This is a genomic window from Bacillus sp. MN7755, assembly GCF_054771475.1.
In genome coordinates, this window is record NZ_BTRL01000003.1 from 96,318 (window position 1) to 112,919 (window position 16,602).

Here is a 16,602-nt window from a genome sequence, read left to right on the forward strand (position 1 = left end):
AAAAAACTATCCACCTATTAAAGTGGATAGTTTTTTGTTTACTTATTTGCCTCATGAACTTTCAATTGCTTACCTTTTATCGTTGTATTTCTCATAACCTTTAAAACAAGTGGTCCTTTTCCGTTTAATATTTCAACATAAGAAACATTATCTTGTATTGTAATAATGCCTATATCTTCAGCGGAAACACCTTGAATTTTAGCAATTGTACCGACGAAATCCACCGCTCTAATTTTCTTTTTCTTTCCGCCATTAAAGTACAATTTCATAATTCCTTTATTTATATCCGCATTCTTATCCTTCTTGATCATTGGTTTAGCGTGTATTTTTTCTTCAAATGCAGCTTTCCTTTTTATAACTTCTTCTTTTGAAGGTGCGTGTGCCTTCGGAATTGCAAAACCGATGTACGCCTCAATCTCCTCTAAAAATCGATCTTCATAAGGCGTTATAAATGTAATGGCTTTTCCGCTATTACCAGCTCGTCCTGTTCTTCCTGTACGGTGTACATAGCTTTCTTTCTCTAATGGAATATCATAATTAATAACGTGTGTAATATTATCAATATCAATTCCTCTCGCAGCTACATCCGTTGCTACTAAATAACGGAACTTTCCTTTTCTAAAATCATCCATCACTTCAAAACGATCTTCCTGTACCATACCACCGTGTATTTTGTCACAAGGATAATTAACTCGTTTTAGCTGTCTATATACATGGTCTACGTTTTCTTGTGTACGACAGAAAATAATGCAACTGTCTGGATTTTCAATCATGGTTACATCCTTAAGAAGTGAAAGTTTCTCTTCTTCCCTTACTTCAAAAAGGGTATGTTCAATTTTATCTGTTGTAATCCCAGCCGCTTTAATTTCAATATGAGTTGGTGCATTCATATATGTACGGGATAACCTTTCAACATCTTCCGGTAAGGTTGCTGAAAATAGCATTGTCATTCTTTTTGTAGGTAATTCATCAATAATTGCCTCTACTTGATCGATAAAGCCCATGTTTAGCATTTCATCTGCTTCATCAATCACTAAATATTTTAACCGTTCTAAAGAAAGGGTCCCTTTTTCAATATGATCCAATACACGTCCTGGAGTCCCTACTACTATATGCGTCTTTTGCTTTAACTCTAATTTTTGACGTGCAAATGGGGATTTGCCATAAATTGCAGCAGCTTTAACTCTCTTGAATCGCCCTATATTCGTAATATCTTCTTTCACTTGAACAGCAAGTTCCCTCGTTGGTGTTAAGACTAACGCTTGTGGTTTATTCTCTTCCCACTCTACCATTTCACAAAGTGGTATACCGAACGAAGCCGTTTTTCCACTTCCCGTTTGCGACTTTACAACAAGATCCTTCTTTTGCAATGCAACTGGGATAACCTCCCCTTGTACTTCTGTTGGATGCTCATATCCTAAACCAGTAAGTGCTCGTCTTATCTCTTTACTTAATGCATAATTACTAAAACTTTTTTTACTCATATATTAACCTCATTTGATTTTATATTTAACCTATTATGTTCTTCATACCTCACTTTAGACTATAGTAAGATACTATATTAATCCACTGTTTTTAATTCATTTAAACCTAAATTTATCTAAGTATAATTTTAAAATAGTAAAGGGCAGCCTTAATAATAAGTCTGCCCTATCTATACCATATTCATTTTTTACGGAACTAGTTTTTTCACAACTGGTATTCTTTGCAATACTAACGTAATTACCATACTAAGAACAATTGTAATCGTTACATTAATAGGTATCGCCAATATTGCATGCACACGCTCATTTACCTTAGGGAAAACCATGTACAACAAGTTATTTAATAAGAAGAAGTGAAGAATATAGATTCCAAGGCTTGCTTGATTTATAAAACGGAATAACAATGGTAATTCTCGTTCTGATTTTTGGAATGCATATTTAAAAAATATAAATAATCCAATCGCCATCAGTACGACACCTGGCGCAAAATATCCATACCAAAACTGCTCTAATTGCCCATTTGCTTTTACTGTATAGTAATACGTAATAAAGAATGTACTAATAAATCCTACGAATCCTCCAATGTAAGAAATATTTCTCCATTTTTTCGAAATGTCAAAATTAGATAGATAATAACCAAGTAAGAAATACCCTACATAATTTGTAACGTAAAATAATTCAATATTAAAGTTGATAGGATAATAATATTTAACTAAATTGACTACAACAGACGCGTATAGCCATAAAATTAAAAAGTATTCTATCTCTCTTTTTTTAGCGTTCTTCACAAAGATTTTCAGTAGAGGTGTAATTAAGTATATCCCTACAATCATGTATAAGAACCATAAATGTCCCCCAATGGTATCCGTTAAAAAGTGCTTTATCCCTTGCTTTAAAGATGCCGGAAAATACCCTGCATAGGCCCCATATGCATAAAATATAGCGCTCCAAGCTACAAAAGGTATAATCACTTTACTTGCACGCTTCTGTAAAAATTCCCCGACTGAAATATCCTTTGTCCCCTTTAACAATAAAGCTCCACTAATCATTACAAAAATCGGAACACTTGCACGTGAAATCGATTCAAATAGATTTCCAGCCATCCAGCGTGAAGCATTATTTGCATCTAAAACAGAAACATAACCAGCCGAAACGTGAATTGTAACAACTGCGATTGTCGCTAATACTCGTAACCAATCCATATATACTAGACGCTTCATTAGTACCCCTCCTAAAATTCCCTCTTTAACTTTTATTTTCCAAACATAATTTTACATCAAATAATACTATGTTTAAACACATTTTCATCACATGAACTTACAAAATACGTAGCTAAACTTTAATTTTCAAATATAAACATGAAAACCTTTGACTTATGAGTGAAAATAATGTAAATTATCTTTTGGACGAACATTTTTAAACGAAATGAATAAAATATTCGTATTTTAGGGGTGTAAATGATGGAAAACGTATTCGACTATGAAGATATTCAATTAATTCCTGCAAAATGTATTGTAAATAGCCGCTCTGAATGTGATACAACTGTCACTTTAGGAAAACATAAATTTAAATTACCTGTCGTACCTGCAAATATGCAAACAATTATTGATGAAAGAATTGCAACTTATTTAGCTGAAAATAATTACTTCTATATCATGCACCGTTTCCAACCAGAGGAACGAATTTCATTCATTAGAGATATGCAATCACGTGGATTAATCGCTTCTATTAGCGTTGGTGTAAAAGAGGACGAGTATGAATTCGTACAACAATTAGCTGCTGAGCAACTTACACCTGAATACATCACGATTGATATCGCACACGGACATTCTAATGCTGTGATCAACATGATTCAACATATTAAAAAGCATTTACCAGAAAGCTTCGTTATCGCTGGAAACGTTGGAACTCCAGAAGCGGTAAGAGAATTAGAAAACGCTGGTGCTGACGCAACAAAAGTTGGTATTGGACCTGGTAAAGTTTGTATTACTAAAATTAAAACAGGCTTTGGAACTGGCGGTTGGCAACTAGCTGCACTTCGCTGGTGTGCAAAAGCTGCAAGTAAGCCAATTATCGCTGACGGTGGTATTCGTACACACGGCGACGTAGCTAAATCTATTCGATTTGGGGCGACTATGGTTATGATCGGTTCTCTATTTGCTGGTCACGAAGAGTCTCCAGGGGAAACAATCGAAAAAGACGGCAAACTTTATAAAGAGTACTTCGGTTCAGCTTCTGAATTCCAAAAGGGTGAGAAGAAAAACGTTGAAGGTAAAAAAATGTTCGTTGAGCATAAAGGTTCTTTAGAAGACACTTTAATCGAAATGGAACAAGATCTTCAATCTTCTATCTCTTACGCTGGTGGAACAAAATTAGAATCAATTCGTACTGTAGATTATGTAGTCGTGAAAAACTCTATTTTCAACGGTGATAAAGTATATTAATTTTAAAATTTAACTCGAAGGACAAGTATTTTTATACTTGTCCTTCTTTTCATGTATAAAAATGTTAAATATTTTCATTTTACTGAATTTTCTAGTATCATGTTTTTAGATACTTATAATAAGGGGGATATAATAAATGAAAGATGTAATTGAGAAACGCCATATTCGTGCAGAAGTTCCTACTGAACTAACATGGGACCTCTCTGATTTATTCGAATCTGATAAAGAGTGGGAAACTGCATTACGTGTATTAACAAATGATATAAAAAAACTTGATGCGTTTAAAGGGCAATTACACACTAGCCCCACTACCTTATTACATTGCCTACTTTTAGAAGAAGAGCTTTTAATGAAGTTAACAAAACTATACTCCTATGCAAATTTAAAAGAATCTGCTGATCGTACAAATCCAGTTATTCAAGCGAACTCTTCCAAAATTGCTGCTTTATGGACGAAAGTACATACTGCACTTTCCTTTATTCACAATGAAATCCTTTCATTCGATGAAGGCACAATTGAAAAATATATAACTGAAGAAACAAAACTTGAACCTTTCCGTAAATCATTACTAGACATACTACAAAAAAGGCCGCACACGCTCTCTCCCGAAACAGAAGAAATTCTTGCTGCGCTTGGTGAAGTACATAGTTCTCCATACAAAATTTACGGTATGACTAAATTAGCCGATATGGATTTTACCTCCATACAAGACGAACAAGGAAAGGAACTCCCTGTCTCATTTGCATTATTTGAGAGCAAATATGAGTTTTCTCCAAGCGTAGACATACGTAGAAAAGCATACTCATCATTTGTTTCCACCTTGAAACGATATAAAAATACAGTGGCAACAACATATGCGACTGAAGTAAAAAAACAAGTAACACTTTCTCGTTTACGCAAATTTGAATCTGTTACTCATATGCTTTTAGAACCACAAAAAGTCCCACTTGAAATGTATAACAATCAACTTGATATTATTTATAAAGAATTAGCGCCTCATATGCGCCGTTTTGCAGATTTAAAAAAGAGAGTATTAGGACTCGATCAAATGCTGTTCTGCGACTTACATGCACCTTTAGATCCCGAATTTAATCCGGCAATTACTTACGAAGAAGCTGGAAAACTTATTCAAGACTCTTTACGAGTACTCGGCGATGAATATAGTTCCATTATCGAAAAAGGATTCAAAGAAAGATGGGTCGATCTTGCAGATAACGTAGGCAAATCAACTGGAGCATTTTGTTCAAGCCCATATGGTTCTCATCCATACATTTTAATTACATGGCAAAATACGATGCGTGGATGCTTCACATTAGCCCATGAATTTGGGCATGCTGGTCATTTTTATTTAGCAAATAAAAACCAGCGTATTATGAATGTACGTCCATCCATGTACTTTGTTGAAGCACCCTCTACAATGAATGAATTATTATTAGCCCAGCATTTATTAGCGACTACTGACGATAAGAGAATGCACAGATGGGTGATTCTGCAACTACTCGGCACATATTATCATAACTTTGTTACTCACTTACTTGAGGGAGAATACCAAAGAAGAGTGTACACTCTAGCAGAAGAAGGAGAAGCACTTACAGCCACAACTTTAACTGAAATAAAAACAAATGTACTTTCGACATTCTGGGGTGATTCTGTAGAAATTGATGAAGGTGCTGGCTTAACTTGGATGCGTCAACCTCATTATTATATGGGCTTATACTCTTACACCTATTCCGCAGGCCTCACTGCATCTACTGCGGTAGCTCAAATGATTAAAGAGGAAGGGCAACCTGCCGTTGATCGTTGGTTAGATGTACTTCGCGCTGGTGGTACGATGAAACCACTTGAATTAATGAAACACGCCGGAGTAGATATGTCAAAACCAGATGCAATCCGTAAAGCTGTTTCTTACGTCGGTTCCTTAATCGATCAATTAGAGCGCTCTTATCAAGAATAAAAAAATAAGCCCTCGCTTTATGAGGGCTTATTTCATATTTACTTTCCAAATCTTTTACGGTATCCACATTTCCTACATAGTTCTTCGACTGCAACCCTGTTCGAAAATCCATCGACAATGTTTGTCGCTCTCTCACCTTCTATAATGTTAGAAAATGAATCATTATTAATATTCCCAAGGTTAATAATCCCTTCACCATCTAAACAACAAGGAATAACCGTTCCGTTCGCTAAAATACCAGCTTGATTTCGAAGACCATGACAGAATCCTTTTCCATCATCCTCTTCTTCGTGCAATGCTGGCCACTGGAATTCATAGTCTTGATTAATGAAGACACGTTCCGCAATTTTTATACCTTTTCCTGGTGTAAGCTTCTCTTCAATTTGATAAGATAAATCAAACTCATTTTCAATGATGGATAATAACTCTCTATTTTTCTGGATTTCAGCATTTGTTTTATTATCCTGCGTTAAATTCCATAAACGTAGTGAAACAATTAAATCCGATTGACTTGTCGCTTCTCTAATGAAGGAAAGTATACTTCTTACATAGCCCTCTTTATCCTGTGAACCTGGGTGTCCATCAAAACTATGCAATGAAAAATTCATTTGTCTTAGAGCAGGTTTATTTAACAGTCTATGCCTTCTCTTATTAATTAACGTTCCGTTCGTTGTAATATTAACTTTAAACCCTTTTTCATGGCTTAAATCTAACAATTGATCTATTTTCGGATGTAGCAACGGCTCACCCTTCACGTGCAAATAAATGTAGTCTGTGTGAGGTTTAATTTGGTCTAATCTTTTAGCAAAATCCTCCACAGAAATGAATTGCTTCTGCCTTTCCGTCGGCGGACAAAAGCTACACGCAAGATTACATACACTCGTAATCTCCAAGTAAAATTTCTTAAACTTCTTCACCTTTAACTCCTCACTTCTATGACTACTTATACTTTTTCCTCTTCATATTACAGCACACTTTTTTAGAAATAGAAACATACTTATTTTAGGAAATCTATATACCACCTATTAATGTGTAAAAGACCATCGGTGATTTTTGTCCAATGGCCTTTTTTACTCTTTTTATATACAAAAAGTAATTTTACTTATGATACGGTTCTCCCCTCTTTACTAACTAGTAAAGCGTCCTCTGGATTATTACCGTAATCAAACCAATAAGTTATTTGCTTTATATCTGTACGATTGGATTGAACCTCTATTTTCTTAATTATAGCTCTTAATAAAGATTTTTTCAGCTCATAATTAGCATGTTTATATAAATCAGTAAAATTTCCAAGCGCCCTTATAACCATTTCTTTAGTAATTGGTACTTCAGCGCTTTCTATTTTTTTTTCTAGTTTATGTTTTTCAGCTTCAAGTTCATCTATCTCTTTCCGTAACGGGTCGGATAACTCCGTATATGTTTCTACCCGAATTTTCTCATCAAAGTAATCTTTATTAAGTTTAACTATACGGTTTCTCCTTCTTTTTAATTCTTCATTTATGTACAATAAATCACTTTTTATTCTTTCCATTCCCCATTCTCTTTTTTCTTGAATACGTTCAAGCGTCTTATCGACAATTGAGGGCATTGAAATTATTTTATTAACACATTGTATTACCTTATCTTCAATCTCTTCCTTACGAATAAGATTACTTTTACAAGCTAACTTTCCCTTACTATGGAAAGTCTGACACATATAGTATAAATGATATCCTGAACCATCTCGCTTTTTAGTTTTATGCATTACCATTCCTGCCCCACATGATGGACACCTTAAAATACCAGATAACAAAAACTCCCCGTTGAAGTTACGATTTTTAGAAATACTCTCCTTATGAGCATAATTCACTCCTTGAACCTTTTTCCATAAGCCCTCAGAAATAATAGGTTCATGTTTCCCTTTTACCAAGTTATATTCATCTATTTTCTCTTTACTTGTTTCCTCAATCCTATTCTTCTTTCGTCCCCACCGACAGTATCCAATATATAATGGATTCTCTACAATCGTTTTAATCGTACATATACTAAATAGCTGTCCTCTCTTCGTTTTAAACCCTTGTTGATTTAGAATAACAGCTATTTTCTTGTATCCCTTTCCTTCAGCCCTTAAATTAAATACCTTACGTATAATTTCAGCTTCTTCAGCATTTACTTTCAACTCTTTATTTTTAATATCGTATCCAAGTACATGTCCGCCATTCCAATACCCTAACTCTGCTCGCTTAGACATGCCAGCTTTTACCCTCTGTACAATCATTGAACGCTCAAGTTGAGCAAAAGTAGCTAAAAAATGAATAATAGCAATTCCCCCGGTTGTAGAACTATCTAGATTCGCATCACTTATTACTATATAGCTATTTCTTGGTACAAGAACATCGTCTATTAATTTAGTAACATCGCTTACTCTTCTAGATACCCTATCAACAGACTTAACCAAGATACCTTTAAATTTCTCCTGAGAAAGGTCTTTAAATAAACGTTGTATTTCAGGACGATTATAATCTTTCCCTGAATAACCCTCGTCACTATAAACATCATATACTTCGTAACCTTTAGCTTTGGCATATTGTCTTAAATGATCTTCTTGAGCTTGAAGTGAGAAACCTTCCTTCGCTTGCTCATCTGTCGATACTCTAATATAAATTGCAACTTTATCATTATTATAATTCACTATTTCTTCCTCCAATTAATTAACGGTCTTATTATTGTAATTTTCAGTTATTACAGAGCCTAATATCTCTATTAATTGATTCCACTTCGTTTCTTCTACACTTGGAATTATCATACTTCTTAATTCTTCCTGACTATAGTTAAATTCTATTTCTTCCTTTTCCAATCTTCTCACCCTTTTAAATTTTATTAATTTCTAAATAATAGGCTCATGTTTCCCCTTTACCTTTATATTCCTATAGCTGTACGTTCCCTGATAAAAAGATTTTCTATCAAGAATTCGCTTAACTTGTACTTTCGTAAATTTTTTTCCTTTTGCAGTGGTAAATCCCTCATTATTTAATTCATTGGCTAAATCAGTTAATGACCACTTAGGATATATCTCTCTTAGGTTAAATACACGTTGTACAATTTCCGCCTTCTTATCGTCAATCTCAATGTACTTTTGGCCTTTCCTAGCTTTATAACCAAAGGCAGCCCTTCCTCCTGCATATCCACCTTCTTGGGCTTTTCTATTGCGACCACGACCTAGCTTAAGTGCAATTTCTAATCTTTGATATTGATCCAACAATTCCATTAATCCATTAATTAAAAAATCATTTGGATCTTTCTTATAGATACTATAATTAGGTTGTTCGATACTTTTCACATCGACCTGATGTTTATTAAATTCACGATGTATCAATACTTTTACGATATCGGAACGCCATAAGCGGTTGGTATTCAACACAACTACATGGTCTACTTTCTTGGTTTGGAGCATCGAAAGCATATTTTGGAATCCTTCTCTTTCTACTTCCATGGCTTCTTCATCTACTTTCGCACCACTAATTCCAAGGTCACTGTATATATCAATTAGAGTCCAATTATTTTCCTTACAAAACTTTCTTATCTCATCTTGTTGGTATAAAGCACTATAACCTTCCTTCGCCTGCCCTTGGGTTGATACCCTGACATAACCAATAACATTCATATAAAATCCCCCTAGTGTAACGATATTTAAAATTAACGTAACGTTCATCTAAAAAAATATAAATTGTTAATTTTTTACAACAAAAATCATATTACTTCTTAATTGCAATTCCAACAAAAATTGACAATTTTTTTAGTAACTTTATAAAATACCTTTTTAAACCTTTCCAAATTCCAAAATATTTTCTTAAATGTATCGTTATTAGAGGGATTATCGACATTTTAAAAAATATATATTTTAAAACTAATTTTACTTTTAATTTTTATCCTTTTTTATATATTTGGGTTTCTATACTCCCAATAAATTCAACACTACATTTACGTTTATCAATCTGCTCCAAATCGGATTTATCTTTCTTTAGATGCTCTACAATTTTATTGTAGTCACCCTTAATTACAATAGGCTCAATAAGATTTTTACTCTTTATATATAACCTTTTTCCAAACGCTCTTTCATCAGCTTTAAACTCCTTTAAATTGCCAACCAAATACTTTAATAAAGGTGAATGAGAATATACAACTCCCAGTTTATAAATTCGTTTAATATAAACCTCTCCATGTCCCCATATCTTCTCGAAAGTTTTATTTTTTAAATCCTCTTTAGGTAATCTTGGTATATCGACCAAAATATGATAATGAATAGTTCCACGTTTTTGAAAAGAACGTATAGCTATATATTTAAAATCACCATATCGCCAACGCATTCGTTTAATCCAATTATCAAAATCCTTACTCGCTTCATTTACAGTAACTTCTTCCTTTTTATAGGTTAAAGTAATAAATATGTCATTAACCTTAAAGTTCAAGATAATAATATGGATAAATTTATCTATTTCACTATTTTTCAGTTTTCTTACTTTAGATAAACTTTTCTCTTGTACATCTAAATATAGCTTCTCACTAATACTTCTACTTGTAGCCTTAACTTGAGCAGTAGGTATTGATTTTTCATATTTAATTACTTTTACATAATTACCCAAATCAATCAATTTACAATTATAACTCTCCATTCTATTCCTCCTTTTTAACTTTCACTTAAACAAAGGAGGAAAATAAAAAAATATCCGAGAGGTTAATAAATTTTTTAAAAAAATATTATAATTGTGAACAAAATGTGAACAATCCACCTAGATAATAGGTGGCTTACAACTTTTAATCTTTTAGCTAATACAACCTTATTAAGCGAATTCCCAAAATATTCCCTAGTGATAAATAAGCTTCTATATACACCTTACTTTACTGAATTTCATTATCTTAAAATCCCCTTTAATTACTTTCAAAGTTAGCTCTTCTCTGCTACGCAGAGGGACTTCGTCCTAATATAATTGATAGTTAATTCATTTTTACTACCATCACTTACAACAAGTTATCGAGAGAACTATATATACTTATTAAAATAAGGATAGAATTTATAAAAAACTAAAACCACTCGACTCAACAAGTGGTTAATTTTAATACATTATTTAATTTCCATGATTACTCTTCTGCTCCATGCTCTAATAAATATTTAATAGTAACATTTTCTCCTTCTTCTTTTACGATCATTAACAAAAACATTTCCCCTATTATTCAGCCTTTTTCATTCTTAAATACAAATATTTTGATAAAGTTAAATAAATCAAATTACTGTTATGTAAAAATTTATACTTTAGATACCTATATAAACTATCCGTGTTGAAAAATTAAAATAATGTTGTTATTATTAAATTACAAACATTAAACATCTAAGTAACTTAGTAAATTCCTTTCTGAATAACATGACTGGACATCATGGTATTAAAAGAAAGGCGGGTGAGAATATGCCTATAAATTTTTCACAATTGAGATCAAAAAAACTTACATCTGATTTAAGTTCTAGTAGCGCTATGAAAAGCTCTAATCTAATCATAGTGCAAAAACTTATATAATTAACCATTATATAAGTTAAGAAGGTGTCTTGGGGGACACCTTCTTTTTTTATACAAAAAAAAGGAAGGTACCTGGGGTTGTACCTTCCATTAACCAATTCAAAAAAGTCAAAATGCCTATCCACAGCTCAAATTTCGGTACCCCCTATAGAGATTCAAGTACTTATAATCCGCGGTTTGGACAATTCCGCTTCCGAAATACTCCCCCAGATGAGACAGTTTATCATATAATTGAATTGGTTATAATATGTATGAAAGAAGTAGCTGCAAACTACCATTATTCATAAACTTAGTCTTTATTTATATATATTTCTATTGCTATTGCTATTACGATGATACCAAACATTAAATTCATCATAAGTTTCTTGGTTCCTTCCTACCCTAAGGTGGCTGAACCGTATAGTAGATTATAGCAATTTATTCCATAACCGTCTATAATATAAATTACTTTAAAAGTATCTATTCTATTTACATATTGGGAGTGAACCATACTATGATGGGACGTAAATACCTATTCTCAATTGGGCTAATTTTTATAATCAGCGGGATAATTAGAAACACATGGGGAATACCTACTATATTGCTATCTTCTTTCTCCCTTCTAGCACTAATGATTTCGTTAAATGATTTTTTTAAAAGTATGTATCTTGCAGTAAAAAAGAAAGATGAACATCTAGGAAAAGTAAGTATCTTTCTAATAATCACTAAATTCCTTGAAAAATATTTCCCTTATCTAGTTTTTATGATTCCTGCTTATTATACTTATCTAAATGTTAGATATGGCTATGTAGATTCAGATTTAAGCCGTATAAATGATATGATGACACTCCTAGCCCTTGGGGTTTCAATAATAGCTATAAGCTGGGATAATAAGGATTCAAATTAGATGCTCTCTTCTAAACAATTAAAAATAATCAATTAATATAAAATCCACTATTTTGAATAGTGGATTTTGACATTCATTAACTAATTTTTTCGAACTATACTTAATTCAAAGTTCAGCCTTACTATCACTTGCGATGTGATATGATTCTTTAAACTAATTAAAGTGTTAATTTTTATCATTTATATATCTAAACTCTAACTAATTATAAGTTAATACAGCTTTATTCGCTAAAATCCCTAATGCACAAATCATCATTAATTTTAATAATAATAATTACAATTAATTTTAAGAATATCAAATAATTTACCCTATGCAATTCATCATCATTAGTTTGAGTCCCATGTATATAGCTATTACGCAAATCTAACGAATTACTAAATTTTGATTTATTTAAATGATAATCGAAATAATCCTGTTCACTTTTAGTAAAAAGTTTATTATCAATGGCAACCATTCCTTCATTAATAAGAATATCAATTTCATCCCTTAATTCCGAAGGATAATTCCAATAACTTATTACTTCATTGAAATACAAATCAGCCAATAAAATAACCTTATTATGATTTACAAACTTCAAATATCCATTTCTATCCTCATCTATATACTTATTTTTAATAAGCCAATCGATACGTTCCACTTGATATTCTCGGAAATCTTCTAATTTAACTTTCTCAAATCTTAATAATTCATAAAAATTCTTATATTGAATATGTAATTTAGGAATATAAAAAATGGAACTTTGGCTAGAGAATAGCAAAAATACAACTGTATTAAATACTTCCTCGGTAGGATATACATATTTCCTATTATTACAACTTTCACAATCCTTAAAGAACATATGGGATGAGGAAATTTGCAATAACTCTTCATCAATTTCTCCTTCCTCCAAATACAACTCATATTGCTTTAAAATACGATCAATTTCCGGTAAAATTGCCCTACACTTTTCGAGATCAGTGGAAACACTCGTCGGCATCTTCACAATAAAGCTATTAATACCAAACTCTTTAGATAAATAATCTTTAAAAAACCATTCAATCATTTCTTCAAGTCTTATTTGATAAGATTTTAACTCTTGTATATAACTCGTTATTTGAGCTGTTGACATCATGTCCTTCTGAATAAATTTAGAGGATTTTTTATACAAGTGCTTTGAGCTATTACGAATAATCCTCTCGAAAGTTGTTATTTCACTTGATTTACTCACTAGACTTAATCTCATTTGTTCATCGAAGAAATTAAAAATATAAATGAAGTTATTCCACAATGTACTAAAATCTAAATTTTCTTCAATCCACCTTCGGCTCACACTGCATTCTTTTAACATATTATTTGTTCTATATATTACAGCTTCTTCTTGATTTATAGGATATTTTACAGCTACCCCCATTTTAGTTTTAACTACATTGGTACCTTCAAATATTTTTTCCTTCTCTTTTTCATATCTTCTTTTTGCTTTTACTTTTATCCTATCCTTAACTTTCAACTCACTCTTCGAGGGGAAATTAACAATCAGCTCCAAACGATTGATATGTGGTGAATCAGATTCAATATAATTAACTAGTATTTTCTCTTTATCTTCCTCTGTTAAGGTCGGAGGAAGATAAATACTTCTTTCTCCACCGCCCTCATTATCAATATATTTACGAAGCAATATTTTAGCTCCATTTTTGTCTTGTAACATATTTATACGTAAAGTTTCCCCAAATTTATTTACTATTTTCTTAAATTGCAAAATCATAGAGTAATGAATGTCATCACCGTGTAAAAACTCTTTAAAATCATCTTCACTTATATGATTATAAATACTATACATTTCAATCAGTTCAAAAAAATCATCAATATATTCTATATCAATATCCTCATATAGTTTTAAAAATCCACCTGATTTGTAATTATTTATAAATTTACCAATTTTACTTCTTAATACTTTTATTACATCATTTATTTTTCCTTCAGTTTCAGCTATCATTATACTCTTAAAATTCTCAATCCCATAAAACTTGATTATATTATGGTATTCAAGAATTATATTTATATTTTCTTCATTGGAACTAGCGTCAAAATTACTAATAAGCTCAACAATTTTCGTCAGACTCATTCTATATGTCATATCATACTCAGAATAAAATTTAATCCTCTCCATACTAACTCCCCCATCAAATTATGCATTACTTTAAGTGATTAATTTCTTCTTATGCATAATTATATTAGAAATTATTAATATATTATACAAAAAAACAAGCCTAACTAAATATGTTAAGCTTGTTTTCATAACTCTTAAAAATATCCTTCTACAATTTCTAACTCAAACTTCCGCTTTACTATCACTTGTGATACGGTTCCCCACGATTAATACGAAATGCTCTATACACTTGCTCAAGCAACACTAATCGCATTAATTGATGTGGTAACGTCATCTTTGAAAAGGAAAGTGACTCGTTTGAACGCTTCATTACTTCTGAACTTAGTCCAAGTGATCCACCAATTACAAACGCAATTTTACTCTTTCCATATGTAGCAAGACGATCTAAACTTACTGCAAATTCTTCTGATGACTTTTGTTTTCCTTCTATCGCTAACGTAATTACGTGCGTATCATCAGAAATTTTATCCAGTATACGTATACCTTCTTTTTCTTTTACAATTAACATTTCTGCTTCACTTAAATTTTCTGGTGCCTTTTCATCTGGTAATTCAATTACTTCTACTTTTGCGTATGCAGATAATCTTTTTAAGTATTCTGCTATACCTTGTTTTAAATATTTTTCTTTTAATTTCCCAATTGAAATAATAGAGATATTCACACTTATTCCCCACCTTACAAACATGTTATCCACATAACTTATCCACATATCCACAATTGTTACCCACATATTGTGTGAGAATCTGTGTTCGATACAACATATGTCGCCTCATTTTGACAAAATTCACATGCTTTTTTCTCTTTTTCTGAGTTATCCACATTGTTAATAACCGGTGCAACTTCACACTCATCCACAATGATATCTAAAGCTAATTCAACATGTTCTAAACAACAAGGTAAATTCATATTCTTCACCTCACTTTTCTACAATAGAAAACAGGAGGTAGGCCCTCCTGTTTTTAATACTTTTGAATGCCTAGTTTAACGGTTGTTGTTGCTCGTTTTGTACCACGATAAAACGTAAGAGTCATTTTATCATTAATTTTTTTATCATATAAGGCCGTACGGAATCCGATAATATCGCGAACCGGTTTTCCATCTACTGCTACAATTACATCGTGTTCTCTTAAACCAGCATCTGCACCTGGCGAAGGACTTTTCACATCTAAAATACAAACTCCCTCTGTTACATTGCCTGGTAAATGCAATGTTTTTGACCAATAATAATTTGGAATTTCATTTAATGATCTAAGTTCAATTCCAACATACGGTCTCCTTACTTTTCCGTACTTCTCCAGCTCATTCATAATCGGAACAGCTCTAGTAACAGGAATAGCTAGTCCAATTCCTTCTACTTCTTTTGCTGCAATTTTCATTGAGTTAATACCAATTAATTGACCTGCCGCATTTACAAGTGCACCACCACTATTACCTGGATTAATTGCTGCGTCTGTTTGCAATACTTCTACTTGCCAATCATAATGTCCGTCTTGATCTAAATCTACAGGGACGATACGTTCATTAGCCGAAATAATGCCTTGTGTGACAGTCCCAGAAAATTGCAGCCCGAGCGGATTTCCAATCGCAATGACTGGTTCTCCTCTACGAACAGTGTTAGAATCGCCAATTTCAATTACCTTTTTCACATGCTTTGCATCGATTTCTAGTACAGCCAAATCTGTGACTACATCGGTTCCTAATACTTTTCCTGGAACCTTCTTACCGTCACTTAAACTTACTTCAATACGATTTGCTCCAGCAACAACATGATTATTCGTTACAATATAAGCTTGGCCATCTGTCTTTTTATAAATGACACCCGATCCTGTGCCAGCTTCTGAATCTGCCTCTGAAAAATTATCTCGTTGGATATTAATAACGCCAACAACGGCTTCAGATGCACGATCAACAGCATCCACAAAGCTAATCTGTTTAATTCCTTGAGCTTCGGCCATATTACTTCCACTTGCTTCAGCTTGCGGAAGCGCGCCCCCATCATTTGAAAATAAAGGAGCTCCAAATGCAAATAACGAAGCTCCTACAATTGTTCCTGCTATGCTAGAAATAACAATACCTTTATGCTTCTTTTTCTTTGCACGTTTCATACGATAATTTTCTTCATCAATAAAGGACATATTT

14 protein-coding genes are annotated in these 16,602 nt (G+C 32.5%); 3 read left to right on the forward strand and 11 right to left on the reverse strand.

Annotated elements, in window-relative coordinates; translation table 11 throughout:
- Nucleotides 1-38 precede the first annotated feature (38 nt).
- Together dbpA and ACYVEC_RS02980 are read right to left on the reverse strand one after the other, a co-directional pair.
- Complete coding sequence (gene dbpA / locus ACYVEC_RS02975; protein ID WP_063223979.1) at nucleotides 39-1,484, reverse strand: ATP-dependent RNA helicase DbpA; 1,446 nt, start codon at nucleotides 1,482-1,484, stop codon at nucleotides 39-41.
- Nucleotides 1,485-1,672: 188 nt separating this feature from the next.
- Entirely contained in the window at nucleotides 1,673-2,704 is a 1,032-nt protein-coding gene (locus tag ACYVEC_RS02980) for an acyltransferase (protein WP_063223980.1), read from the reverse strand.
- A gap of 240 nt (nucleotides 2,705-2,944) precedes the next feature.
- Here ACYVEC_RS02980 and guaC point away from each other — a divergent pair, with 240 nt between their 5' ends.
- Nucleotides 2,945-3,928 (forward strand): GMP reductase, encoded by a 984-nt coding sequence (gene guaC / locus ACYVEC_RS02985; protein WP_063223981.1) that lies wholly within the window; start codon nucleotides 2,945-2,947, stop codon nucleotides 3,926-3,928.
- 136 nt (nucleotides 3,929-4,064) lie between these two features.
- Nucleotides 4,065-5,882 carry an oligoendopeptidase F gene (gene pepF / locus ACYVEC_RS02990; protein WP_098556570.1) on the forward strand — a complete coding sequence of 606 codons (1,818 nt, stop codon included), beginning with the start codon at nucleotides 4,065-4,067 and terminating at the stop codon, nucleotides 5,880-5,882.
- Nucleotides 5,883-5,920: 38 nt separating this feature from the next.
- Here pepF and ACYVEC_RS02995 read toward each other — a convergent pair whose 3' ends face one another.
- The 5 genes from ACYVEC_RS02995 to ACYVEC_RS03015 form a co-directional block, all read right to left on the reverse strand.
- Nucleotides 5,921-6,799 (reverse strand): radical SAM/SPASM domain-containing protein, encoded by an 879-nt coding sequence (locus ACYVEC_RS02995; protein WP_063223983.1) that lies wholly within the window; start codon nucleotides 6,797-6,799, stop codon nucleotides 5,921-5,923.
- 185 nt (nucleotides 6,800-6,984) lie between these two features.
- Complete coding sequence (locus ACYVEC_RS03000) at nucleotides 6,985-8,553, reverse strand: recombinase family protein (protein WP_078185000.1); 1,569 nt, start codon at nucleotides 8,551-8,553, stop codon at nucleotides 6,985-6,987.
- 15 nt (nucleotides 8,554-8,568) lie between these two features.
- On the reverse strand, nucleotides 8,569-8,718 hold the full coding sequence (locus ACYVEC_RS03005) for a hypothetical protein (RefSeq protein WP_165689465.1): 150 nt from the start codon (nucleotides 8,716-8,718) through the stop codon (nucleotides 8,569-8,571).
- A gap of 30 nt (nucleotides 8,719-8,748) precedes the next feature.
- Nucleotides 8,749-9,525: a recombinase family protein gene (locus ACYVEC_RS03010; RefSeq protein WP_002068761.1), complete on the reverse strand. Its 777-nt coding sequence runs from the start codon at nucleotides 9,523-9,525 to the stop codon at nucleotides 8,749-8,751.
- A gap of 262 nt (nucleotides 9,526-9,787) precedes the next feature.
- Nucleotides 9,788-10,534 (reverse strand): rolling circle replication-associated protein, encoded by a 747-nt coding sequence (locus tag ACYVEC_RS03015; RefSeq protein WP_460505599.1) that lies wholly within the window; start codon nucleotides 10,532-10,534, stop codon nucleotides 9,788-9,790.
- Nucleotides 10,535-11,924: 1,390 nt separating this feature from the next.
- Here ACYVEC_RS03015 and ACYVEC_RS03020 point away from each other — a divergent pair.
- The gene (locus ACYVEC_RS03020; RefSeq protein WP_460505601.1) at nucleotides 11,925-12,317 is read left to right on the forward strand and encodes a hypothetical protein; all 393 of its coding nucleotides are present in this window, start codon (nucleotides 11,925-11,927) and stop codon (nucleotides 12,315-12,317) included.
- Between the two features lie 220 nt (nucleotides 12,318-12,537).
- Here ACYVEC_RS03020 and ACYVEC_RS03025 read toward each other — a convergent pair whose 3' ends face one another.
- The 4 genes from ACYVEC_RS03025 to ACYVEC_RS03040 all read right to left on the reverse strand — a co-directional run bounded on the left by ACYVEC_RS03025 (nucleotide 12,538) and on the right by ACYVEC_RS03040 (nucleotide 16,598).
- Nucleotides 12,538-14,463: a hypothetical protein gene (locus ACYVEC_RS03025; RefSeq protein ID WP_460505603.1), complete on the reverse strand. Its 1,926-nt coding sequence runs from the start codon at nucleotides 14,461-14,463 to the stop codon at nucleotides 12,538-12,540.
- 181 nt (nucleotides 14,464-14,644) lie between these two features.
- Entirely contained in the window at nucleotides 14,645-15,124 is a 480-nt protein-coding gene (gene rlmH / locus ACYVEC_RS03030; protein WP_063223984.1) for a 23S rRNA (pseudouridine(1915)-N(3))-methyltransferase RlmH, read from the reverse strand.
- A gap of 59 nt (nucleotides 15,125-15,183) precedes the next feature.
- On the reverse strand, nucleotides 15,184-15,369 hold the full coding sequence (locus tag ACYVEC_RS03035; protein ID WP_044783717.1) for a CxxH/CxxC protein: 186 nt from the start codon (nucleotides 15,367-15,369) through the stop codon (nucleotides 15,184-15,186).
- 53 nt (nucleotides 15,370-15,422) lie between these two features.
- Nucleotides 15,423-16,598 carry a S1C family serine protease gene (locus ACYVEC_RS03040; protein WP_063223985.1) on the reverse strand — a complete coding sequence of 392 codons (1,176 nt, stop codon included), beginning with the start codon at nucleotides 16,596-16,598 and terminating at the stop codon, nucleotides 15,423-15,425.
- Nucleotides 16,599-16,602 lie beyond the last annotated feature (4 nt).